20 protein-coding genes are annotated in these 22,759 nt (G+C 53.2%); 6 read left to right on the top strand and 14 right to left on the bottom strand.

Annotated elements, in window-relative coordinates; genetic code table 11:
* Positions 1–2 precede the first annotated feature (2 nt).
* Both ACN0RL_RS03455 and ACN0RL_RS03450 read right to left on the bottom strand, forming a co-directional pair.
* Positions 3–1,349: an AmpG family muropeptide MFS transporter gene (locus ACN0RL_RS03455; RefSeq protein ID WP_417513728.1), complete on the bottom strand. Its 1,347-nt coding sequence runs from the start codon at positions 1,347–1,349 to the stop codon at positions 3–5.
* Positions 1,350–1,427: 78 nt separating this feature from the next.
* Positions 1,428–1,910 carry a YajQ family cyclic di-GMP-binding protein gene (locus ACN0RL_RS03450; protein WP_417513726.1) on the bottom strand — a complete coding sequence of 161 codons (483 nt, stop codon included), beginning with the start codon at positions 1,908–1,910 and terminating at the stop codon, positions 1,428–1,430.
* Positions 1,911–2,026: 116 nt separating this feature from the next.
* Here ACN0RL_RS03450 and ACN0RL_RS03445 point away from each other — a divergent pair, with 116 nt between their 5' ends.
* Together ACN0RL_RS03445 and ACN0RL_RS03440 are read left to right on the top strand one after the other, a co-directional pair.
* The gene (locus tag ACN0RL_RS03445) at positions 2,027–2,998 is read left to right on the top strand and encodes a response regulator (RefSeq protein WP_417513724.1); all 972 of its coding nucleotides are present in this window, start codon (positions 2,027–2,029) and stop codon (positions 2,996–2,998) included.
* Between the two features lie 305 nt (positions 2,999–3,303).
* On the top strand, positions 3,304–4,326 hold the full coding sequence (locus tag ACN0RL_RS03440) for an AraC family transcriptional regulator (protein WP_417513722.1): 1,023 nt from the start codon (positions 3,304–3,306) through the stop codon (positions 4,324–4,326).
* Between the two features lie 164 nt (positions 4,327–4,490).
* Here ACN0RL_RS03440 and ACN0RL_RS03435 read toward each other — a convergent pair whose 3' ends face one another.
* From ACN0RL_RS03435 to ACN0RL_RS03415, 5 genes are all read right to left on the bottom strand, one after another.
* The gene (locus ACN0RL_RS03435) at positions 4,491–5,702 is read right to left on the bottom strand and encodes an argininosuccinate synthase (protein ID WP_417513721.1); all 1,212 of its coding nucleotides are present in this window, start codon (positions 5,700–5,702) and stop codon (positions 4,491–4,493) included.
* Positions 5,703–5,884: 182 nt separating this feature from the next.
* On the bottom strand, positions 5,885–6,286 hold the full coding sequence (fliS, locus tag ACN0RL_RS03430) for a flagellar export chaperone FliS (RefSeq protein WP_417513720.1): 402 nt from the start codon (positions 6,284–6,286) through the stop codon (positions 5,885–5,887).
* A 54-nt stretch (positions 6,287–6,340) separates the two neighbouring features.
* Entirely contained in the window at positions 6,341–8,311 is a 1,971-nt protein-coding gene (gene fliD / locus ACN0RL_RS03425; protein WP_417513718.1) for a flagellar filament capping protein FliD, read from the bottom strand.
* Positions 8,312–8,481: 170 nt separating this feature from the next.
* The gene (locus ACN0RL_RS03420; RefSeq protein ID WP_417513716.1) at positions 8,482–8,916 is read right to left on the bottom strand and encodes a flagellar protein FlaG; all 435 of its coding nucleotides are present in this window, start codon (positions 8,914–8,916) and stop codon (positions 8,482–8,484) included.
* Positions 8,917–8,986: 70 nt separating this feature from the next.
* Positions 8,987–10,393 (bottom strand): flagellin, encoded by a 1,407-nt coding sequence (locus ACN0RL_RS03415; RefSeq protein WP_417513714.1) that lies wholly within the window; start codon positions 10,391–10,393, stop codon positions 8,987–8,989.
* 483 nt (positions 10,394–10,876) lie between these two features.
* Between ACN0RL_RS03415 and ACN0RL_RS03410 the strand changes: the two genes are divergently transcribed.
* Positions 10,877–12,376: a flagellin gene (locus ACN0RL_RS03410; protein ID WP_417513712.1), complete on the top strand. Its 1,500-nt coding sequence runs from the start codon at positions 10,877–10,879 to the stop codon at positions 12,374–12,376.
* A gap of 77 nt (positions 12,377–12,453) precedes the next feature.
* Here the strand turns inward: ACN0RL_RS03410 and ACN0RL_RS03405 are convergent, their stop codons facing one another.
* Positions 12,454–12,708, bottom strand: coding sequence for a BrnA antitoxin family protein (locus ACN0RL_RS03405; protein WP_417513710.1), 255 nt, complete (start codon positions 12,706–12,708; stop codon positions 12,454–12,456).
* A 183-nt stretch (positions 12,709–12,891) separates the two neighbouring features.
* Between ACN0RL_RS03405 and ACN0RL_RS03400 the strand changes: the two genes are divergently transcribed.
* Entirely contained in the window at positions 12,892–14,892 is a 2,001-nt protein-coding gene (locus tag ACN0RL_RS03400; protein ID WP_417513708.1) for a tetratricopeptide repeat protein, read from the top strand.
* A 147-nt stretch (positions 14,893–15,039) separates the two neighbouring features.
* Here ACN0RL_RS03400 and ACN0RL_RS03395 read toward each other — a convergent pair whose 3' ends face one another.
* The 3 genes from ACN0RL_RS03395 to ACN0RL_RS03385 all read right to left on the bottom strand — a co-directional run bounded on the left by ACN0RL_RS03395 (position 15,040) and on the right by ACN0RL_RS03385 (position 17,961).
* Positions 15,040–15,414, bottom strand: a complete 375-nt coding sequence (locus tag ACN0RL_RS03395; protein WP_417513706.1) for an endonuclease domain-containing protein — start codon at positions 15,412–15,414, stop codon at positions 15,040–15,042.
* A gap of 177 nt (positions 15,415–15,591) precedes the next feature.
* The gene (gene sbcB, locus ACN0RL_RS03390; RefSeq protein ID WP_417513704.1) at positions 15,592–17,034 is read right to left on the bottom strand and encodes an exodeoxyribonuclease I; all 1,443 of its coding nucleotides are present in this window, start codon (positions 17,032–17,034) and stop codon (positions 15,592–15,594) included.
* Between the two features lie 48 nt (positions 17,035–17,082).
* The gene (locus ACN0RL_RS03385; RefSeq protein WP_417513702.1) at positions 17,083–17,961 is read right to left on the bottom strand and encodes a hypothetical protein; all 879 of its coding nucleotides are present in this window, start codon (positions 17,959–17,961) and stop codon (positions 17,083–17,085) included.
* A gap of 290 nt (positions 17,962–18,251) precedes the next feature.
* On the opposite strand from ACN0RL_RS03385, the gene ACN0RL_RS03380 reads away from it, so the two are divergent.
* Both ACN0RL_RS03380 and ACN0RL_RS03375 read left to right on the top strand, forming a co-directional pair.
* Positions 18,252–19,283 carry a response regulator gene (locus ACN0RL_RS03380; protein WP_417513700.1) on the top strand — a complete coding sequence of 344 codons (1,032 nt, stop codon included), beginning with the start codon at positions 18,252–18,254 and terminating at the stop codon, positions 19,281–19,283.
* Between the two features lie 3 nt (positions 19,284–19,286).
* A complete protein-coding gene (locus ACN0RL_RS03375; RefSeq protein WP_417513698.1) occupies positions 19,287–20,243 on the top strand; it encodes a diguanylate cyclase in 957 nt (318 codons plus the stop codon).
* Between the two features lie 69 nt (positions 20,244–20,312).
* On the opposite strand, the gene ACN0RL_RS03370 is transcribed toward ACN0RL_RS03375, so the two are convergent.
* From ACN0RL_RS03370 to ACN0RL_RS03360, 3 genes are all read right to left on the bottom strand, one after another.
* Positions 20,313–20,684 (bottom strand): histone-like nucleoid-structuring protein, MvaT/MvaU family, encoded by a 372-nt coding sequence (locus tag ACN0RL_RS03370; protein WP_417513696.1) that lies wholly within the window; start codon positions 20,682–20,684, stop codon positions 20,313–20,315.
* 192 nt (positions 20,685–20,876) lie between these two features.
* Positions 20,877–22,283 (bottom strand): MBL fold metallo-hydrolase RNA specificity domain-containing protein, encoded by a 1,407-nt coding sequence (locus tag ACN0RL_RS03365; RefSeq protein WP_417513694.1) that lies wholly within the window; start codon positions 22,281–22,283, stop codon positions 20,877–20,879.
* A complete protein-coding gene (locus ACN0RL_RS03360; protein WP_417513692.1) occupies positions 22,270–22,737 on the bottom strand; it encodes a Fic family protein in 468 nt (155 codons plus the stop codon). Before ACN0RL_RS03360 ends, ACN0RL_RS03365 begins: the two co-directional genes overlap by 14 nt.
* Between the last annotated feature and the right edge of the window lie 22 nt (positions 22,738–22,759).

Below are 22,759 nucleotides of genomic sequence, written 5' to 3'. Positions count from 1 at the left end.
CCCTACCCGCTTGTCGCCTGCCCTGCTTCTTCGCTATTACTCCCCGAGTGGTCCGGCGCCAAGGCATCCAGCCTGTCGCCCTGGCGAATCATAAACAGCGCCAGAAGAATGGCCGGAATACCCATCAGGCCGGCTACGAGGAAGAACTCCGCATAACCGAAGCCCGCAACAACCATCCCGGAGAACCCGCCCAGAAACTTCCCGGGCAGCGTCATCAGAGAACTGAACAGGGCATACTGAGTGGCGGTAAAAGAAGCACTGGTCATGCTTGAAAGCCAGGCGATCAAGGCCACGTTAGCAATGCCGCCACTAAGGTTATCGGCACTCACCACCGCCGCAAGTGTGACCAGGTTTGGCGGATACTGAGCCAGAAACACAAACAGAAGATTCGTGGCCGCAGTCATGATTGCGCCGACCAGCAGGATCTTCCTCGTGCCGTAGCGCACAACCAGAACACCACCAGCCAGTGAGCCGGCGATCGTCATAAAGAATCCGAAAATCTTGGTGACGTCCGCCACCTGGGTTTTGCTGAACCCCATAAAATCCAGATAGAACGGATTGGCCATGACACCCATGGCAATATCAGAAATGCGATAAACCGCCACCATCACCAGAATCGCAATGGAAAGCTCTTTGTAACGCCGGAAAAAATCCAGAAAAGGCCCGGCAATCGCGGCATAGAACCAGCCTGCAAAGCGAGCCAGGCGCGGGCTCAAATCGGTGCGTTTGGCCGCTTCCTGCTCGATTTTATGTGCAATATCCTGAGCGGCGGAGAAGTGGTTTACCTTCGGTTCCCTCACAATGAGCACGGTTAACGCACCTACACCCACCAGAGCGGCCATCACTTCATAAGATACCTGCCAGGACCAGAACTCCGCGAGGTACAGCGCCCCGGCGCCGGCCACCAGCAGTGCCAACCGATAACCAAAGATATAGGTTGCAGCCAGGGCGGCCTGAAGTCGCTCTTCCGCGATCTCGATGCGGTAGGCATCAATGGCCACATCCTGGGTTGCAGAGGAAAACGCCACCAGAAGCCCACAAAGCGCCATGGTTTCAGGTACTGCGATAGCATCTACTTGCGCCATCAGGTAAAGGCCGGTCGCAATACCTGCCTGCGCCAGCAATATCCAGCTACGACGCTTTCCCAGCAGCCTGTCCAGAATCGGCAGTTTCAGCCGGTCGACCACCGGCGCCCAGAACACCTTTATAGAATAGGTTATCCCCAACCAACTGAAGAATCCGATGGTCGCGGTTTCAACACCTACATCGGCAAGTCGGGCATTCAGCGTCGAAAACACCAGCAAAAACGGCAGCCCGGCAGAAAAACCGAGAAACAGCAGAGCAATCACCTGCCAGCGAGTGTAGGTGTGCAGCGTGTCCCGAATCAGGGCCAGGCGGGTGCCGGTTGAAATGGTGAAGCCTCCGGGTCAGTCGCGGAAATTATTGAACTGCAGAGGGACATCCAGTTCGGTCTCGCGCAGCAGGGCAATGGCGGTTTGCAGATCATCCCGCTTTTTGCCGGTAACACGAACTTTGTCACCCTGGATGCTCGACTGTACTTTCAGCTTGGCGTCTTTGATCAGCTTCACGATCTTTTTCGCCATGTCTGTTTCAAGGCCCTGCTTCAGCACAAAATGCTGCTTCATCAGCTTGCCGGATTTGCTCTCGCCACTCTCGGAAAGGGCACGGCCATCGATATTGCGGCTGGCAAAGGCCATGCGCAGTATGTCGATCAGCTGCTCCAGCTGGAATTCCTGCTCGGCGCTGACGGTTACGCCTTTATCATCCTGCTCAATTTCTGCGTCTACGTTTTTGAAATCCCAGCGGTTGCCGAGATCCTTCCTGGCTTTATCCACGGCGTTGGTGACTTCGTGCATATCAACTTCAGAAACAATATCAAAAGAAGGCATGGTCGTTATTCTCCTGGACCTGTAGCGAGTATACTGTCGGCATTAGAAATAGAGGCAAGCATACCAAGCCCCGTTAATCATCGCATCTGACAATGGACTGTAAAAAGTAGACAAACATGCCAAACCTGGACCTTCCAATACTTGTAGTAGACGACGCGAAATTCAGCAGTATGGTGGTTGGCCGAACGCTGAAAAATGCCGGTTATCGCGACGTACGTATCGCCAATGACGCACCGGCGGCCCTCAAGCTTATAGAACAGCGCCCGGTAAGCGTGCTGATTGCAGACTGGCTGATGCCGCAAATGGACGGGCTGGAGCTGACCGACCAGGTACGCCAACAGGATGAACAGAACAACCACTACACCTATGTAATGCTGCTAACCGCCCGGGAGAGTGTGGAAGCTCTCGCAGAAGCGTTTGACCGTGGCGTGGACGATTTTGTCTACAAATCCGACATGAGCAAACAGCTGATCCCCAGGATTTTTGCTGCAGACCGTATGGCAGATCGCCAGAATACGCTATTACGCGCCAACGCCCTGCTGATCGAGAACAACCGGGAGCTGGAATCCAGCAACATCATCGACCTTGAAACCGGGCTTTGCAATAACCGATATGGCCGGGACCGGTTAACCAAAATGCTTCGCCATGCTGAATCTCGCGGTGGCGCTTCCGCATACGTGCTCTGTGGCATTCGCAACTGGCAGGAACTCAAACGCAAGCACCCGCCCACTGTCATGAATGAATTGTCGGTGGGCATTGCGCGTAGGCTCAGCACCCTGATTCGCCCTATCGATGTGCTATGCAGGGTCGGCGATAATCAGTTTGCGATTATTTCCTACTTCCCGAACAGCGACCACTGCACAACAACGGCTTTTCGCCGGGTATTTGATGGCATTAACCATAAGGCACTAAAAACCACAGCCGGTTATATTTCTGTAGAAGCCGGCATGGTGCTTTGCAAAGCCGACGCCCAGAACGGAACGCCCTCCGTTCAGGATATGGAACGAGCTTCCGTTCATGGCCTGGTCGACGCCTACGAAACCCGCCGGTTTACCGAGACCGCACCAGAGATCGGCGTGAGCGCCTGAGCGTTCAAACAATCCGTAACACTGAGACACACATCTCGCACAGACAAGGCACAGCGAACGCCCTATTCTAAGATTGTGGATTCAAGCAGTATCCCCCATGGCGGAGGGGCCGTGTTGTACCTCCGCCACCAAATGGGAAATCCACCGAATTAACGAATTTTTCAGGCACTTTCGTTGTTCTTTTTCAGGCCAGCTCTTTAGCTGGCCTTTTTGTTTTTTGCGACCGAGCACTCCCTTCTTTATAAGTCGTTCGACACAACATTCGTTATACTCCGGCTATAACATCCAAAAATTGTGCTGTATTCATGAAAAATCTTGGAACTGCCTCCGTCGCCGCCCTCCGCCAATACGTTCGTGCGGCCGAATCAGCAGGCATAGAGATCTCCGCCCTTCTTGCACAAGCCAACCTGAACCCAAACCTTCTGGATTCCGACGACGGCCGGATTGATGGCGAACAATTCCAGCACTTCATCCGCTTGCTTTGCGAACTCACCAACAACCCGATTCTTGGATTGGAAACCGGCGACTTCGTGCAGCCGGGCTCCTACAGCGTGCTGGGCTACATCACCATGAGCTGCGCCACCCTGGGGGAAGCCGTTGCCCGGATAGCGCCGTTTGAAAAACTCGTGGGCGACATGGGCACAACCGGGTTGGCCATAGCGCAGGGTTCGATTACCTTAACCTGGAACTGCAACTACGATGACCCAGTGGTTCGACCACAGGTAATTGATAACGTATTCGCATCCTGGGTGAACTACGCCCGCTGGTTGGCAGACGATACAGCTGCCTCCCCTACCAGCGTTCGCCTTCAACGGGAATCACCCGGCGCCGAGCTGGAAAAAGCCTATCGCAACCGCTGGAACTGCCCGGTTCAGTTTGGCGCTGATGAAGACGCCATTGCGCTCAAACAGAAGCTGCTGGACACTCGCCTGCGCCAGCCAGACCCCATGCTGCGCAAAACCCTGGAGGCGCACGCCCTCTCCCAGCTGGCTTCACTGGATACAATGGACACAGACACAGATCTTACATCACAGGTAAAACACAGCATCCAGCAACAGCTGGTGCACGGCATAACCCGGCAGGACATGGTGGCGGAAGATCTGGGTATTACGAGCAGAACCCTGCAACGAAAACTGAGCCAGGAAGGCGTTTCCTACCAAAAGCTGCTGGATGAGGTTCGCCAGAAAATGGCGGAGGATTATCTACTGAACAGCGATCTGACCATTCCGGACATTGCATTAAGGCTGGGGTACAGCGAAACCACCTCGTTTCACCGTAAATTCAAAGCGGTAGCGGGGAAGACGCCTGGAGAGTTCAGGCAGTCGTAGTCTGGTAGCTGAGCGCAAACGGCCGGGGCGGACAGAGCCTCCCAGAAAGCGCCCGTAAATACTTCCCTGTAGGGCTCGGTCGCGCCATCCTTGGCGCTCCACGTTTCTGGGAGGCTCTGCCCGCCCCGGCCTGCCTGACTGTTTGCCAGTCGCTTAACAAAAACCTATAACTTACGACCTTTACCGGCGGCAATCCGCAGGCGCAGAGCGTTCAGTTTGATAAAGCCTTCTGCGTCTTTCTGATCATAAGCACCGTGATCTTCTTCAAAGGTCGCGATGGTTTCATCGAACAGTGAATCGTCAGACTTACGGCCAACAACATCAACGTTGCCCTTGTAAAGCTTCAGACGAACCGTTCCGTTGACGTATTCCTGAGTCTGGTCGATCAGCGCCTGCAGAGCTTCACGCTCCGGTGACCACCAGTAGCCGTTATAAATGATGTCGGCATAACGCGGCATCAGGCTATCTTTCAGGTGCGCTACTTCGCGGTCCAGGGTGATTGATTCGATGGCGCGGTGGCCACGCAGCATGATGGTTCCACCCGGTGTTTCGTAGCAGCCACGGGACTTCATGCCCACGTAACGGTTCTCGACGATATCCAGACGACCAATACCGTTGGCGCCGGCAACCTTGTTCAGGTTTTCCAGAACTTCGTGCGCCTTCATCTCAACACCGTCAACGGCAACAATGTCGCCCTTGCGGTAAGTCAGTTCAATGTACGTCGGCGTATCCGGCGCGGCTTCCGGAGACACACTCCAACGCCACATATCTTCCTCGGCTTCGGACCATGGGTCTTCCAGGTTCATGCCTTCGTAAGAAATATGCAGCAAGTTGGCATCCATGGAGTAAGGCGATTTGCCCTTCTTCATGTCCACCGGAATGTTGCGTTCTTCACAGTAGGCCAGCAGCTTTTCACGGGAATTCAGATCCCACTCACGCCAAGGCGCAATTACCTTTACACCCGGCTTGAGCGCATAGGCACCCAACTCGAAACGCACCTGATCGTTACCCTTGCCGGTAGCGCCGTGAGAAATGGCATCAGCGCCGGTTTTATTGGCAATATCGATCAAACGCTTGGCAATCAAGGGGCGAGCAATAGACGTACCCAGCAGGTACTCACCTTCATAAATAGTGTTCGCACGGAACATTGGGAACACGTAATCACGCACAAACTCTTCGCGCAGGTCCTCAATGTAGATTTCCTTAACGCCCAACGCCTCAGCCTTCGCCCGCGCCGGCTCAACTTCCTCGCCCTGACCTATATCGGCAGTAAAGGTAACCACTTCACAGCCGTAAGTATCTTGCAACCACCGAACAATAACGGAAGTATCCAGGCCACCAGAATAGGCCAGAACCACCTTTTTAATATCAGACATGCTTTGTGCTCCAGACTGAACAGAATGGATGTATTGAAAAGAAGAGCGATATTGTACGGGATGGCGGGGGAGTTGGCTATTGGCGAGCACTAACTCCCATCTCCCTTCAGGGCCGAGGGGCTTACACGGTTTACTCCCTCTCCCCTTGCGGGAGAGGGCCGGGGAGAGGGGGGCAGCTCAAATCAACCAACCTGAGCCGAATGCCCCAACGCCTCTTCCCGAATTCCATCCCAGCCGCCTTTGACAGAGCGCAGCAGATCAGCCACCTCATCAAGCTTGGCTATATCATTCTTGGCACTGGCTTCCAGAAGCGTTCGTTCCATATAGTCATAAAGGCCTTCAAGACGAGCAGCCAACTCACCGCCCTTCTCAAAATCCAGAAAGCTCTTCAAGCCGCCGATGATCTCAATGGCCTTACCGATCAGCTGACCCTTACCCGCATAATCCTTTGCCTGCATGCGAGCTTTGGCCATATTGATCCGCTCCAGCGCACCGTTATACAGCAACTGAATCAGCTTGTGCGGATCGGCATCTGTAATGCTGGTCTGTGTGTTTACTCGTTGATAGGCCTGTAAGCCGTTCATAATTAACCTCGTTTATCACCGGCTACGCCGGAACTGTCAAAGCGTTAGCCGGAATCACTTCTGGTTGAAGTTCTGTGGTGCCAGCGCATCTAGCTGCTGGGTTACATAGTCCCGGGTGTTATTAAGCTGGGAAATAAGAGAATCGGCAGAACTAAACTGAGCCACAAGCCTTGCCTGATAGCTCTCAATCCGTAAATCCAGTTTGACGCGATCATCCTGGATACGCTCCAGATCCCGGTTCAATGCTTCAGTACGGGAACTAAGCGCACCTTCGGCACCAAGAATATTGGTAATGGCATCAACCGCACGTTCACTGACGCCTTCAATGAAGTTAACTTCTCCTCGGCTACCAACTTCACCGCCTGTAATGCGCACCTGCAATCCGGCAGCACTGTTGCCCGCATCATTTGCCAGGAAGAGCACCTGGCCATCGCCCTGCGCTGCCAGGCCGTTGATCGTGCCCTGCACATCCAGACCAGCAGTGCCTGTGCCAGTATTGAGACCGGTCACATTGGCAAGGCCTGTCAGGTTTACGTTGGAATCACCGCCAAACCGGTTAGACGCGAAGGTAAGCCCTTCCACAGCATCATATGCTACCTGAACCGACCGATCCGCAGCGTTAAGCGCCTGATTATCAGCCAGCGCCGACTGAATGGCTGCAGCAAAATCAGCACCGGAATAGTCCCCTGCAGCAATGGAAACCGTCGCACTGGTTTCGCCATCCACCTGGAATGTAAAGGTGTTATCAGCCTGAACGTTAATGGCGTCAACCGTGTCTGGAATGGCAAAATTCAGACTACCCCGAGTCGCCATCTGAGTAACGTTGATATCATAGCCACCCGGCACCGTATTGGAGCCACTGCGAACAAATTCCACCTGAGAATCTGTTGTTCTGCCCTGCTCTGCGAACAGCGCGGTCACATCATCGGGATTATCACGCAGCTGCTGTTGAAACTTCTGGCTGTCGAACTGGAGCTCACCCGTGCGGAAATCAGTCCCAATGCCTACATCAGCAAGGCTGCGTACACTGGCATTTTCCAGTCCGGGAATGATATTCGTCAGCACGCTTTTCAGCTCGTTCTGAATATTGCGAACAGTTGAGTCACCAGTCAGAATGCTGCCCTGCCCGGTGTCGCTATTGAACGTCGACAGATCTCGAATGGTACTCTGGAGTTCGTTGAACTTGTCTACGAACGCCTGAACCCGCTCGGCTACCGCTGCGGTATCCTGCTCAACCTTAACCGTTGATTTTCCGACTTCTGTGAGGTTGAAGGTCAGCCCGTCTACCACATTTTCAATGGCATTGGTGGCGCGAGTAACCAGCACACCATTGATCTTCATCTGCGCGTCAGCAGCGACAATGGTTTGCTCCATGGCCGGATTGGCCAGAGGGTCTGCAGGGTCAAAAGCGAAACGAGCCAACCCCTCAGCGCCCGCATCTTCTGAGGCGGTAATTTTCACGGCGTTGGCAGTACCGGTTTCATCGGCGGAGAGCGTAAGCCGGAACCCGCTTCCGGTATCAATAACACCGGCAGACACACCCCCATTGGCGTCATTGATAGCGTTCGCCAAACCCTGAAGCGTGTCATTACTGGAATCAATGGTAATCTCGGTGGTCTTATCGCCCACCTGAAGAGTAATAGTGCCCCGGCCAACGCTCGTGGAGTCGCGGTCCGCAAAGCTATTAGTACTCGCCAGTGCCTGGGACTCAGCAAGGCCGACTACGTCAATGCTATAGGAACCACGAGCCGCCTTACTGGCGTCTACTGATACATCTACATTGCTGCCGGAAGATGTAGCTGAGAAAGACTTCATCGCGTCGGCTGAGCCCAATTGCCGCATTGGCAACCGCAGTTCCGTAACCGCACTACGCAGCAGGCCATAGGCAGAAATCAGTGCCTCGGTGCGCTCTGTTTTCTGATCCAGTCGAACCTCAGTGGGCCTGCGCTCTGCCGCCACCAACTGATCAACCAGATCGGAAGTTAGAACCCCGGATCCAACGCCTAACGATGATATACCTGCCATAATCCTGCATCCTCATGGGAGCGAATTTCTATACTGTATAGTTTATCGGCAACGAACGGCAAAACTTTACCGCCAAATTCAAATACCCATAAACCAGAACACCGCCAGCCCCTTTCGGAGTGGCGGTGCTGAAATACCGTTATTCTCAATCGCGCAAAAGCGGCAAGCCTTTACACTTTAATGTTGAACAACGTCAGCGGCTCATCCTGCTGCAATTTTTCTGCCAACCTCAAAGCTACTTCATCCGGCATCTGGCGAATCACTTCCTGGGTAGACTGGTCAACCACCTTCACAATGGTCTGACCCGATTCGTTATCCACCTCAAATTGAAGATCACGCTGCACATTCTGAACGAAATCGTTCAGCTGACTAACTGCCTGACTCAGCTCCTCCCGCTGCGCTTCGCTGCGCTCCTGAAGCTTTTCAGCTTTGGAGGCTTCATTCGCAACTTGAGCGCTCTGAACCTGGCGAGTACCCGTAGATGAAGCAACAAGGTCAGGGGCGTTTCGACCCTCGGCCTGAGATGACGACATTGCCTTGACCGGAGCCTGGGCGCCAGAACGCACCAGTTTCAGGTCCGGACTGTTCAGGTTAACGTCATTCATAGCTTTACCTCGCTACACTCAAACGGCGTAAAACCGGAACCCGAAGGTTCCGGCTGCTACCGCTAATCCCTTACTGCAGGAGGGACAGAACCTGCTGTGGACGGGCATTGGCCTGTGCCAGAACAGAGATACCGGCCTGCTGCAGCACCTGGGATTTAGCCAGGTTGGCAGTTTCTGCTGCGAAGTCAGCGTCCAGGATACGGCTGTTGGAGGCGCTGAGGTTCTCTACAGAGGTGCCCAAGTTTGCGATTGTAGATTCGAAGCGGTTTTGGATGGCACCGAGCTCGCCGCGAAGACCATTAACCGCTGTTAATGCAGAGTCAATGCGTTCAATAGCATCGTTTGCACCAGGAACATCTGAGATATCAATACCTTCAATGTTCCCCTTAGCTGCAAAAGTCTCCGTTCCCTCAAGGTAGCTAGTGCTATCCACTAACTCAATATCTTCTAGCCCCTGAACAGAAACAGTTCCTCGGTACGTACCTTCAGCCGCAAACGCCGCACCACTTAGGTCAGCACCTATAGTTTGGTCAATGGCAAATGCCTGCCCATTAGATGTTTCAAAAGTGATTGTGCCTGCATCCTCTGTAACAGAAAGACCCTCAATCCCTAAAGCCTTAATCTCGTTCGCAATATCACCTGCAGTAAGTGTTTCGCCAGCCGCTAGCGTCTTCGATATATTTTCAGTTGTATCACCGACCTTAACTTCGAGAGCAAATACGTTATTAGCTGCAGCCCCAGTCACTGTAGCAAAGGAAATTTCTTCCTTGTTCTTAGCTTCTACAGAAGTTAAATCGGCAACGTTCGCAGCTTGAATCGACTTGGCAATATCGCTTGCATCTGCATCCTCAGCAACGGTGATTTCAGAGAAATCACCATCACCTACGGCGATTGAAAAACTACCGGCGCCCAACCCACCACTGCTAGTATCGCCAACGTCCAGCTCGCCACTTTTTGCGATCGCACCGATTTGAGTCGCTCTAGTTCCTTGACTCAAGTTAATTCCAATTGTCTCACCAGCGTTCGCGCCAACCTGGAAGGCTTGTTCCCCAAACGAACCGTCCAAAACCTTCAAACCGTTAAAAGATGTTTGAGTTGAAATTCGATCAATCTCTGCGATGCGCTGCTGCACTTCATCATTCAAAGCTTGACGATCGGAACCGCTATTGGTGGCGTTCGCGGCCTGAACTGACAGCTCGCGAATACGCTGCAGGTTGTTAGTAATTTCATCCAGCGCGCCTTCGGCAGTTTGTGCCAAAGAAATACCATCGTTGGCGTTACGGGTAGCTACGTTCAGGCCCGAAATCTGAGACTGAAAGCGAGTAGAAATCGCCATCCCCGCGGCATCGTCTTTAGCCGAGTTAATGCGCAGACCAGAAGACAAACGCTGAAGCGCCTGATCGTTCATGCTCTGAGACTTGCCCAACTGGTTCTGAGCATTCAATGAAGCGACGTTAGTGTTAATTCCGAGAGCCATTATGCTTCCCCTTCGACTTAAGTCGTTTTTTCATGGATAAGGTCTGGCGTTCTCTTTTTGGTTTGGAGCGCCGCCCTGTTGATTTACTTAACGGCGCTCACTGTTCTTCCTTTAGAAAAAACTGCCGGGATTTTGTAAAGGAATGTAAAAGCTCCAGAATAAAAATATATACCGTTGTTTTTAATACATTTTTTTATTTAACACATTTCATAAAACTCATACTTTTAACCTGCTACTTGCCTCAAAAAAGCGGCAATTTGCTTCCTGCACACTCCGCCGGAAATATGACAGAGCCCACTAAACCTCATCAAAAAAAAGAAGACAACGCTATATTTATTAGATAGTTAGGTCTCACTTTAAAAAATTGGCACACCCTTCGCTTAGTCTTTCCGCAAACGGCCATCAAACGAATTGTTTGCCGGTATGCTGCCCCAACCACTATAAAGCAGCCTGACCCGGCACCTCTGAGCAGGGAGATTAGATATGCCTCAGGTCATTAATACCAACATTGCCTCACTGAACGCCCAGCGTAACCTAAACGCATCTCAAGGCGCTGCCAACGTAGCTTTGGAGCGGCTTTCATCGGGCCTGCGCATTAATTCGGCCAAAGACGATGCCGCCGGCCTCGCGATTTCTGAGCGATTCCAGTCCCAGATCTCCGGTCTTAATCAGGCGCAGCGAAATGCCAACGACGGTATTTCTTTGGCGCAGACAGCTGAAGGAGCGATGGATGAGATCACCAACAACCTGCAGCGCATTCGTGAACTGGCGGTTCAGTCGGCTAACGCCACCAACAGTATTTCTGACCGTCAAGCACTGAATCAGGAAGTGCAGCAGCGGATCGAGGAGATCAACCGGATTGCCAGCCAGACTTCTTTTAACGGCCTGAAGGTATTGGATGGCACATTTGATACCCAGACATTTCAGGTAGGTGCAAACACTGGCGAGACTATTTCTGTTAGCGGTTTGGATTCTCGTGGCAGCCAAATCGGCGCGATCATTGATCAGACATCTATTTTTGGAAATCGAGCGCTTGAGCCAGGCCTCCATTTTGTCGATACAGCGGCCCTCGATTTCGACTCAAGCACAGGCGTGTCTACTAATAGTCCTGGTCTAACGATTTCGAGCGCCGGCAATCCGAGCCTCGCAACCCTCGTTATTGATGGCGCAAAAACGGTAGACGAAGCAATCAATCAACTTCAAACCCAGATTAGTCAAAACCAAGAACTCGAGGGCCTGTCCGTTGAGCAAGAGGGCACAGGCTTCAGATTCGTCAACAATACCTCAACGGGTTTAAGTGTAGCCGGGAGCCTTACAGATGGCACGGGTAACGCTGGCGCGAACACTGCAAGTGCATTTGCCGCCTCAGACACAAAAACTATTCAAGAATTTTTCAAGGATGGAAGCACCATTGACTTCGCTGTCGACGTTAATGGAACTCAGGTCCCTGTAGAAGGAGCGACATCGCTAAACGATATCGTTGCAAAGGTGAACGCTCGCACCAATGAAACAGGCATAAGCGCCAACCTTGATGCTACGAACACCAACATAATGTTCTCATCACAGTTCGGCGAAGCCTTCACTATTGAAATCACCGCAGACACGACTGGCAACGGCACAAATAATATTGACTTTACTGTCGACGCTTCCGTAGAAAGCGACACCACCTCAATGAATAATATCGACATATCCACCCGGGAAGGGGCGGATTTAGCGATGATTGCTGTCGACTACGCCATCGACACCATCAACGGCTTCCGCGCCGAGCTCGGTGCCGTCCAAAACCGTTTCGAGTCCACTATAGCGAACCTGGCCACAACCTCCGAAAACCTCTCGGCCTCAAACAGCCGTATCCGCGACGCCGACTTCGCCGCAGAATCCGCCGAACTGGCTCGCACCCAGGTGCTCCAACAGGCTGGCCTCTCGGTACTGGCCCAGGCCAATGCGCGGCCGCAGCAGGTGCTGCAGTTGCTGCAGGGTTAACCTCCCGCACAAAATACAAAATGGCCGGGCTAACAGCCCGGCCATTTTGTATTGAGTCGAGCTCGTTACACATTATGTCAGCGCCTGGCGTCCTGACTCTCCATATACTGCCTTAGCAGCTTATTGATTCTGGTCTGATACCCCTTCCCCTGCGCTTTAAACCAAACCAACACATCTTCATCAATGCGCAAAGTAACCGGCTGCTTTGCCGGCACACGGAGCTCGGCCTTCTCAAAGAAATCGTCATCCAGTTCTGTAATATCACTGGTGTCGATCGCCTTATCTTCCATTTCAGCTAACCGCTTCCAGTCTGTTTTAGATGTTTTGTTCATATAACTTCACCTCTCGCCTGGTCGCTTTTCGAGCAGAAATAATCCGCACTGCCAAAAGCAAGTAAGTTAACATCAAAGCTGGCACATCTTTCGCAATACCTCTCTTAAACACCGCAAACACCAAAAAAACTGCAGGCCTTTGCCGCAACTCGCTATATGAGCGGCAGGTAAACGAGGTATCCCATGCAAGCCAAACATCACATCCAGGAATCCCGCACCCAACAGGCTGAGGCTGCCCGTCTGCTTCTGCAGGCCAATCTTGCCTATGGCGAATCCAACAGCAACGGGCTTAGCCATATTCAGCGCCTGCAAGCCAGGCAGGAATGCCGTGTGTATCTGGAACAAGTGCTTGAACTGGAGCCAAACAGCGCCATTGCTATGGGATTATTGGGACGTGTCGAAATGGACGACGGGCAGCTTGAAAAGGCCCGCGATCTCTTTAATGCCAGCCGGGAAGCCCAACCCGGCCAGGCACAGCAATACGCTAACCTGGGTTACTGGGCACTAAAGACCGAGCGGCCAGCCCTCGCAGAACAGCACTTCCTGCAGGCTTTGGACTGCGACCGGCAATCGGCCGCCGCTTTTTGCGGGGTGGCCCATGCCAAGAGATTGCAGGGTCAGTTTGATGTGGCCTATCTGCATTATCGCAAGCTGCTGGAGGCGGGCGCTGAGTGGGATTCTGTCTACAGTGGCATGCTCGCCTGCGCTCAGCATCTGGCGGTTAACAAAGCGGATAGCGATCTTGCGTTAGATGCCATTGCACTATTAAAGCATGACGGCTTGCCGCACCAGGAAATCGGTCGTTTTGTGGGCTCTATCATCCGCCAGCAATACGATCTGGATAATCCGGAAGCGGAGATTCTGTTGGATGCCGCCAGTGCAGATGAACTGCTGATTCTGGCACTGCAAAAAACACTGATGCCAGACCCTGCCGTGGAAGAGCTCGTTGTGATGCTGCGCCGCGCCATTCTGGCGGAAGTCGCTCAAACCGTTGGTCTGCGCGACGAGCTTCAGCAGCTTGTACTTGCCATAGCCCAATACGCTGACCGCACCGGCTATGCGCTGGCGGCTGAGGATTATGAGGAGCGGCTCGTAGCAGCGGTGAACGACAGCCTAAAAGCACAAATTGTAATGGGTGAGCCCCAGGAAGCCTTGATCGGTTCTCTGATGATCAGCGCCATGTACGGCGCCCTGTTTCATCAGGATTTCGCGGTACAACTCGGGCAATGGAATCTGGTGGACTGGCCCCTGGCACTTCAGCCGGTTCTGGCCGCCAGCTACTACCACCGCGCCGAAGAAGAAGGCATCAAACAGTGCTTTGATGAGAAAGCCGAAGAACTGTGCCTGGACAAAACCGACGTGCCACAAGCATGGCCTGCCTGGTCGAAACTGGCTTACCGCGCTGAAAGCAGCCTGAAGTCGCTGATGGCAACAGAGCTGGGATTGGCCACTAACAATCTGCCAGATACCTTGCGCATCATGGTGTGCGGTGCCCAGTCCGGTCAGCGCGCTATGGAACTTGCCCGCTACCTGGCGGATGTGGAAGTCATCGCTGTGGATGAGTCCCTGGCCAACATTGCCAAGGCCACCCGCATGGCTGCCGAATCCGAGATAACCAACATCGTATTCTGGCCCTGGTCCATCGCCCAACAGTTTGTAGCGGATGGTCACAAGGTGCACTGGGTCGAAGTCGGCCGCCTGCCGTCCCCGGCAATGACCGAACTCTCCCTGGCCGATTTGGTAAACAACGCTGCGGGATCCGGCGCCATTGTGCACCTGCATACCTCTGTAGCCGAACGCACACCCGGCGACCGGCAAATGCGCAAGCTGATTGCAGAACATGGCCTGCAACCAAACCGCTCTTCCTTGCGTCAGCTTCGCCGGATGGTACTCACCAACCGACAGGACGACACCTGGAAAGAGCTTGCCAATGAGGATGACTTCTACAGCCTCGGCGGCTGTCGCGATCGCTGGTTTCGGCCGCAGGATGAGGTGCAGTTGAAAGATCTGATGGCAATGGTGAGCAATGAAGTGGAATGGAAGCTAGTAAAGGCCCGGGATGCGGATGGCCACAGCCTGGCCACCCGGCCAGTGCAAACACAGATTCAGGCGGAGGCACTGGGGAGTGAAGTGCAGAGCTTGATGGGGCAGAATTTGAGTGTTTATTTTCAGCGGCGGCGGTGACTGTGACTGCAGTGCTGCTGTGACCCTCCCCCTCTCCCCAACCCCTCTCCCACAAGGGGCGAGGGGCTTTTACTGCACTACCTCAGACCGCCACTGTGTAGCTCCCCTCGCCCCTTGCGGGAGAGGGGCCGGGGGAGAGGGGGCCAATCAACTCCCGGCAACCCGCCCCACACCCTTCTTCGCAATATCACCCGGCACCTCCAAAGCTTCATAAATCACCGAAAGCACAATATCCGTCTGCCGCAAAATCTCATGATTCCAAAACCTCAGCACCCGAAAGCCCTGCGATCTGAGCCAGGCATCTCGTTCCTTGTCACTCAATGAATCATTATGCTGACCACCGTCGGCTTCAACGATCATCCTTGAGCCAAAATGCACGAAATCGACGATGTAAGGCCCCAGCGGTTGCTGGCGCCGGAAGCGCTTGCCATTCAGGCGATAGGCTCGGAGGTGGAACCAGAGGAGCTTTTCCGCATCGGTCATATTTTGGCGGAGGTATTTTGCGAACTGGGTTTGGTTCATTTTGCCATCCTTGGCTTGGTTTAGGCTTGGTGCCTATACGGAACCCCCTCTCCCGTGAAGGGAGAGGGGAGCTACACCGCCCAGAGCCCGAGGGTTGTTTTAGCCCCTCGCCCCTCGCGGGAGAGGGGTTGGGGAGAGGGGGTAATGAAGCAGCGGCCCAAAGGGCCAACATCCTCATCACATATAAGGAATCAAAGATTCCCCATACAAATGCAAATCCTCCAGAATCTGCTGCTTCTGCGGCGTCAATTCCGGATCACCCGCAAGCCTCTGCAACTCAAGTCCAAATGCCTCAAGCGAAAGCCAGCCTTTCTTGGGTGCCATCAGGCGCTGACTACGAAACTCTTCCCAACGCTCCGCTTCCTCACTAGTCAGTGAATCCGGGTAATTGCGAGCGCGATACCGGAACAGCAGTTCCTGCAATCGTTCATCTTTGAAATTAAAGGTCTCTTCCACCAGGGCTTCCGGCGGCGTTTTAAGTACCCGGTTCAGTTCGCTGCGATCTTCAGACGAAATAAAGCCTCCAGCGTAAAGTTGCTCGTCCGGATCCGTCAGGTCGCCTTCGTGGGGCTGGTCGAACGCTTCGGCGATTCTCGCCGCCAAACCCGGAGCTTTTCTCAGCAGCGCCAAGTTGGCGCGAAGCGTTTCGCCGTTCAGTTCCAGCTCTGCGAGTCGCTCAGCCGAGAGCGTGGTCAGCATATTTGCAGGTGCCAGCACGGGGCATTTATTCAGCTGCACACTTTTGAGCGGGAATCGCTTCGTGTCACCCAACTGCGCCTGAGAAGTAAATACACGCTCACGAATCTGCTCAGGGGTGGCGCTAATCAGCTCCGTGGGGTCTTCCCGGAGATCATAAACAACCACCAGGTTTTTATTCGTGGGGTGGTCGGCGAGCGGCGCGACCATGGCGCAGCAGCCGCGCGTGGCCGGGTACTTGGCTGAGATGTGAAATACCGGCTTCATAGCCGCCGTATCCAGCATGGCACGGGCGGAATGCTTGTCTTTATTGTTCAGAACAAATTCAAAAAGTTTAGGCTGTTTTTCCTTAATCAGCTTCGCAACCGCAAGAGTCGCTTCCACATCCGACATGGCATCGTGGGCGGCTTCGTGGGCAATGCCATTGGCGGTGGTCAGCGCTTCCAGTTTGAAGCTGGGGCTGCCGTCTTCCTTACGCGGCCAGTTGATACCCTCGGGCCGAAGTGCGTAAGTCAGCCGCACCATATCAATAATATCCCAGCGGGAATTGCCGTTCTGCCATTCACGGGCATAGGGATCACGCAAGTTACGGTACAAGGTGTGGCGGGTTACTTCATCATCAAAACGCAGGCTGTTGTAGCCCACTACGCAAGTGCCCGGCTGGCTGAACGCTTCGTTTATCTGAGCGATGAATTCCGTTTCCGGATAGCCCTCTTCCATGGCTTTCTGGGGCGTAATGCCAGTAATCAGGCAGGCTTCCGGCGATGGCAGGTAGTCATCAGTCGGTTTGCAGTAGATAACCAGTGGTTCTTCAATAATGTTCAAGTCCGCATCGGTTCGCACGCCGGCAAACTGAGAGGGCCGGTCGTGAACAGGGTCTACGCCAAAGGTTTCGTAATCGTGCCAGTAAAACGAGCGGATCAAGGGAAGACTCCTGCCTTGTGAATCATTGAACTCAGGAGTCTAACAAAATCAAAACAGCTTGGTACCCATATCCGTTCGGTGAGTCTGAAGGCGAGATACCCCCTGGTTGATCAGCGTGCTCATATCGACCTTCATATTAGTGGGCAGATTAATGAATACCCCCTTACCGGCATTAATCACGTTAGCGCCATCCGGGCTGTTCCATTCAACGCCTTCACGCTGAAAGCCGATAAAGAAGTCATCCGTAAAGCCGGTGGTCGTATCGCCGTTGTCCGTACCCACAATAACCGACTGTAAATGACTCAGAGGCGCGCAATTTACGCTGGCAGAGCAGTCCGCTGTGCCATCATTGATTCCGATATGCGTTGCCCGGTAATCCGTCGCGCCGCTGGCGGCGTTTAAAAGCGTGGCGTCGTGTTCAGTGCCGGCGGTGTCTGTCAGTTTCAGGCCGATGTTACCGCTGAAACTGCTGGTAAGAGAGGAAACCGATCCACGCGCCTGCCGAAACCCCATGCGAAACCCGGATAACTGGGTTTTATCGAGGGTTTCCGCCAGCTCGATATAGGGCTGAACAGCCTCGAAAGGCACAACCTCTCCCACGGCGTAGGTGTTGCCATCGTATTGAACTGCAGAAGCGTCACGAGAGATATGGCCAAGCGCAATATGAGACGCTGCGAAATCTGAACCGCCATTGATCTCACCGATTCTTGCACCATCAATATTGACTCGCGTTTCCACATCCATGCCCAGAGTCATGCGAGTGAATTCGTGAGTTGTGCCAGAAACATTTTCTACCTTCATAAAGGCCTGCCCCGTCACATCACTCATCGCAGATTCGGAAATCGGCTCCAGTTCAGCCTGGGCAACAGGCGCGATGCCCAGGCAAAAAGTGATGAAGGCAGCGTATCCATACGCGTGGTGTCGCATAGCAGTGTCTCTGATTAAAGGGTTGCCACGGTCAGTTTTTATTTTACCGGTGCACTCAGGCAACCTATACTTGCATTTAACATCTTCCTGTTACCGCGCAATCACTATAGCGGAGACCATACGGGCCAGAGAGTGAGCTCAGTCACAAACGCGGATAACAAACGGTTACAATCCATCAGAATTCAAGCAACTCAATAAGGTGTCGTTTACGTGTACATATTTGAGCGTGCTGTTATACTTCGTGCTGTTAAAATTGATGAAACGTTGTTCAATCTTTCCCGGCCCCAGTCATGACCACCCGCATACTTATTTGCGATGATTCCGCGCTTGCCAGAAAACAGATGGCCAGAGCCCTACCCGTGGGCCTTGCAGACACCATTCTTTTTGCGAATAACGGCCTGGAAGCTCTTGAAAAGCTTCGCGCGCACGAAGCAGACCTGATGTTTCTGGATCTCAACATGCCCGAGATGGACGGCTACGAGGTGCTGGAGCATGTTCTCGCTGAAGATCTGCCCATCATGACCATCGTGGTCTCCGGCGACATACAACCAGAAGCCCGGGAGCGAGTGCGCAAACTCGGCGCCATTGATTTTATAAAAAAGCCCACAGACCTGGCCGTTGTGCTCAGCCTGCTGGCCGACTACGGTTTTTACAGACCGGGCGATCTTGAAAGTGCCGCGCTGAGCGATGGTGAACTCAATCCCGGCGAAGAATCCCCAGCCCAGGAAATCTCGGTTTCACTGAACGATTACCTGCAGGAAATTTCCAACGTCGCGATGGGGCGCTCATCAGACCTGCTTGCCAGGCTTCTACGGGTATTCGTGAAGCAGCCCATCCCGAAAGTCGCTTTTATTGCCAATTCTGAACTCCACATGGCCATCTCGGCCGCCCACTACAGCGATACCTACTCTGCGGTGTGTCAGGGCTTCACCGGTGCCGGTATTGCGGGCGAAGCCCTGCTGTTGTTTGCAGACGCCAGCTTCATGGAAATGGCCAAACTCCTCCACTACGAAACACTCGAGGGTGAGTCCGTAAACGTGGAGGTACTGATGGATATGTCCAGCATACTGTTCGGCGCTTTTCTCAAAGGTATCGGCGACCAACTGGATCTCAAGCTCGGACTTGGCCACCCCAGCGTACTGGGCCAGCACCGGCAGATCGCAGACCTGCTCGAGCATCAGAACTCCCGGGAAGAACAACTCCTGTGCATTGAAATCAGCTACACGCTGGAAGATCGAGATATACAGTGCGACATGCTGGTGCTGCTCACGGAAGATTCGGTGCCCTTCCTTGAACAACGCCTTCAATACTTGACGGACTGAACCATGGCCATAGACGAACTTGAAGCTCAATCCTTCCACTGGCTGGTGGACATGCTGGAATCCGTTGAGGTTGGCCTGGTGGTGCTGGATCTGGAATTCCGGGTGCAGGCATGGAACGGGTTTATGGAGAACCACAGCGGCATTACTGCCAGCAAAATCCGCAATCGAGTATTGTTTGAGCTGTTTCCCGATATCCCGGAAGCCTGGCTTACCCGCAAAGTGGATGCAGTCGCGCTGCTGAACACCCGCGCCTTCACCTCCTGGGAGCAACGGCCATACCTGTTCCGGTTTCGTAATACACGCCCCATTACCGGAACAGAAGACTATATGTTCCAGAACCTAACCATCAGCCCGCTTTCAGGCAGTACCGGTCAGGTGGAGAAGATATGCCTTATGGTGTACGACGTAACCGATATCGCCACCGGCAAACGCGCACTGGAGCGTGCAAACGAGCAACTCGCCAAACTCAGTATGACCGACCGGTTAACCAGCCTGCTGAACAGAGGTACCTGGGAGAACCTCGTGGATGCGGAGTTTGAACGGTATCGCCGCTATAACCAGGCAACCAGCCTTGTAATGTTCGATATCGACTTCTTCAAAAAAGTGAATGATAGCTACGGCCATCTGGCTGGCGATGAGGTAATCAAACATACCGCCAGCACTGCAAAAAGTAACCTGCGCCAATCCGACAGCATCGGCCGTTATGGTGGCGAAGAGTTCGGAATCATATTACCGGAAACCGATGCCGAAGGGGCTCGCATAATATGTGAGCGTATAAGGGAGAGCATAGAGCACAGTGTGGTTCAGACCAGCATGGCACCTATCCGCTATACGGTGAGTGTCGGTATTTCACAATTAAGTGACACTGCCAAAAGCTATATGGAATGGATGCAACAGGCAGACGAAGCTTTATATGCCGCAAAGAAAGGTGGAAGAAATCGCGTCATTGTTTTTGATTAGCTTTGGTTGAGACAAAAAAAGAGGCCAGATGACATACTCATCTGGCCTCTTTTTTTAATACTCAGCTGATCAATCTTGCTGCCAGCTTTGTACAGCTTCTTTACCGTGCTTTTCACGCCACTCGTTCAGAACCTTATGGTTACCGCCGCGGGTTTTAACCACTTCGCCGGTATGCGGGTTCTTGTAGGTCTTCATCGGGCGCTTGGCACGGGTGCCGCCGGTGGTGCTTTCTGCTTTGGCGCCAGCAATGGACGGATCAATAGCGGCCAGAATCTGCAGCACATGCTTCGGAGACTTGTCGTATTCCTTCATCAACTCACGAATGCTGTTCTCAAACGCCAGTTCGCGCTTCAGAGATTGATCCTGTTCCAGTTGATTAATCTCGTCTGCAAGCTTCTCCATAAGCTGCTTCTTCTGGTAATAATCGTTAATCTTTGCCATCGAATTAAAACCTTATATTTTCTGTGGACTCTAAAATTTGAGTTCTGAAATCTGAACCCGACCTTAGAATATCGCAGTGTACGGCTCAAGGGTTTTTTCAAATCACAGGAATAATAAGTCATCACGATATAGTTGGCAAAGACTATTCATTTAACAGACATTAATAAATCAAAGAGCTTATTAAATACTTTATTAATCGGGTATGAGTACGTGCGGATAATTCATCTCAATAAGACGCTGCTTAAACGCAAGCTTTGCAGGCTCATCCCCATGCACAATACGTATCTCAGCCGGCTTTTCGGGAATACCCTCAATAAAGCGGATCAGATCTGATTGCCCTGCATGAGCAGAATAACCACCCACCTGATGTACCTTCGCCCGTATATCAAAGCGCTCTCCATCCAGTTCTACCCAACCACCCCGAGGTCCGTAAGCAAGAATATCCCGCCCCGGAGTACCAGCCGCCTGATAGCCCACAAACAACACATCGTTTCTGGCTTCACCGAGCATTGCTTTAAGATAATTAACCACCCTGCCCCCGGCACACATCCCGGAACCAGCCAGCACGACACAAGGCCGATTAGAACGGGCCAGATACTCCACCGCATTCAGATGATCCGCATGGGAATCAATCACCGTTAACTGCTCAAACGACAGCGGGTGCCGGCCCTGCCGAACCCGATCGGCCGCTTCCGCGTTCCAGAAGGGCTTCAGCTTGCGATAAATACCGGTGAACTCCGCCGCCAGGGGTGAATCCACCACAATCTCCAGATCATCCCAAACCAGGTTCTCTGCAACCGGGTCGTTTCGGAACTCGTGTATCAGGCCCTCAATTTCGTACAACAGTTCCTGGGTGCGCCCGATGCTGAATGCCGGAATCAACACCGTGCCACCATCCGACAGCGCCCGCTCCAGAATGGCTTTCAAGCGATAGCGACGTGTTTCCCGACTCTCATGATCCTTGTCGCCATAAGTGCTCTCAATCACCAGACGATCCGCCCGTTCCGGAGAGGCCGGCTCCTGTAACAAAGGCGCATGGGGCGCGCCAAGATCACCACTGAAGACTATGCGTTCGCGCTGCTCTCCGGAAACCGCATCACACTCCACATAAGCCGAGCCCAGAATATGCCCCGCGCGCTGAAAGCGAACGGAGAGCGAACTACCCTGCTCTGCAAACACTTCATGCCACTGCCCGTAAGGCACAGGCACAAGGCGGGAACGGATCAGTCCGAGCACCCGCTCAATCAGCGACTTGTCGCGAGTGAAACCGATCTTCAGGGCATCCTCGAGAATTTCCGGCAACATAATAGCGGACGGCTCGGAACAGATAATTGGCCCGTCAAACCCCGCCGCCAATAGATAGGGAATACGGCCAACATGGTCAATGTGCACATGGGTAACCACGAGAGCGCGGATATGTTCAAGGGGGAAATCAACGGAAAGACTGGAAGCGCTGGCACCGTCGCCCTTCTCCTGACCCTGAAATAGACCGCAGTCAATCAAGATACCACCGAAGGCGTTTGGCTCAGAACGGAGGGTAAGTTGGTGGCAGGAACCAGTGACGCCGGTGGTGGCGCCGTGATGGCTAATATTTATCACAATCAACAATCCATGTTGTGACTAACTTATACCGAGCATAACGCCCTTTGCTATGAATCGGCGCCAGAACACCCTGCGCAACCAGATCCTGGAGATCCCGGGTAGCGGTGGCTTTGGAACAGCGCGTCAAGTTCTGGTATTTCGCCGCATTGATTCCGTTTTCAAAGCTCAGCACATCCTCGCCGAGCATTCTTCGAATCAGCTTAATCTGCCTGGCGTTCAGTGCATCGGTGTCGAGCCCATCCCAGAAGCGGGCTTTTGCCACCACGTACTGAATCACATCAATTGCGCCAGACAACGCCTCGACAATCCGCTCACCGAACCAATCGACCCAAGGCGTCACGTTCAGCGTGTCTTTCGAGGCATTGTTAAGTTGCCGATAATAGGCTTTGCGATGCTTACTCAACACCGTCGCCAAGCTCATCATCAGCGGCTGCCCCAGCATTTGAGACACAGCCACATCCGCAATCGCCCTG

Origin of the sequence: Marinobacter sp. (assembly GCF_048259445.1) — a bacterium.
Taxonomy (GTDB): Bacteria; Pseudomonadota; Gammaproteobacteria; order Pseudomonadales; family Oleiphilaceae; genus Marinobacter.
The sequence above is the reverse complement of the archived record's forward strand: the minus strand, read 5'-3'. Positions and strand labels throughout refer to the sequence as shown.

Excerpts from the sequence above, each read along its gene's own strand:
- ACN0RL_RS03375 (WP_417513698.1), top strand. The coding sequence starts at position 19,287 with ATGGCCATAGACGAACTTGAAGCTCAATCCTTCCACTGGCTGGTGGAC.
- ACN0RL_RS03370 (WP_417513696.1), bottom strand. The coding sequence starts at position 20,684 with ATGGCAAAGATTAACGATTATTACCAGAAGAAGCAGCTTATGGAGAAG.
- ACN0RL_RS03435 (WP_417513721.1), bottom strand. The coding sequence starts at position 5,702 with ATGTCTGATATTAAAAAGGTGGTTCTGGCCTATTCTGGTGGCCTGGAT.
- ACN0RL_RS03420 (WP_417513716.1), bottom strand. The coding sequence starts at position 8,916 with ATGAATGACGTTAACCTGAACAGTCCGGACCTGAAACTGGTGCGTTCT.
- ACN0RL_RS03385 (WP_417513702.1), bottom strand. The coding sequence starts at position 17,961 with ATGCGACACCACGCGTATGGATACGCTGCCTTCATCACTTTTTGCCTG.
- ACN0RL_RS03380 (WP_417513700.1), top strand. The coding sequence starts at position 18,252 with ATGACCACCCGCATACTTATTTGCGATGATTCCGCGCTTGCCAGAAAA.
- fliS (WP_417513720.1), bottom strand. The coding sequence starts at position 6,286 with ATGAACGGCTTACAGGCCTATCAACGAGTAAACACACAGACCAGCATT.
- ACN0RL_RS03450 (WP_417513726.1), bottom strand. The coding sequence starts at position 1,910 with ATGCCTTCTTTTGATATTGTTTCTGAAGTTGATATGCACGAAGTCACC.
- ACN0RL_RS03445 (WP_417513724.1), top strand. The coding sequence starts at position 2,027 with ATGCCAAACCTGGACCTTCCAATACTTGTAGTAGACGACGCGAAATTC.
- ACN0RL_RS03395 (WP_417513706.1), bottom strand. The coding sequence starts at position 15,414 with ATGAACCAAACCCAGTTCGCAAAATACCTCCGCCAAAATATGACCGAT.
- ACN0RL_RS03405 (WP_417513710.1), bottom strand. The coding sequence starts at position 12,708 with ATGAACAAAACATCTAAAACAGACTGGAAGCGGTTAGCTGAAATGGAA.
- ACN0RL_RS03410 (WP_417513712.1), top strand. The coding sequence starts at position 10,877 with ATGCCTCAGGTCATTAATACCAACATTGCCTCACTGAACGCCCAGCGT.
- ACN0RL_RS03440 (WP_417513722.1), top strand. The coding sequence starts at position 3,304 with ATGAAAAATCTTGGAACTGCCTCCGTCGCCGCCCTCCGCCAATACGTT.
- ACN0RL_RS03415 (WP_417513714.1), bottom strand. The coding sequence starts at position 10,393 with ATGGCTCTCGGAATTAACACTAACGTCGCTTCATTGAATGCTCAGAAC.
- fliD (WP_417513718.1), bottom strand. The coding sequence starts at position 8,311 with ATGGCAGGTATATCATCGTTAGGCGTTGGATCCGGGGTTCTAACTTCC.
- ACN0RL_RS03400 (WP_417513708.1), top strand. The coding sequence starts at position 12,892 with ATGCAAGCCAAACATCACATCCAGGAATCCCGCACCCAACAGGCTGAG.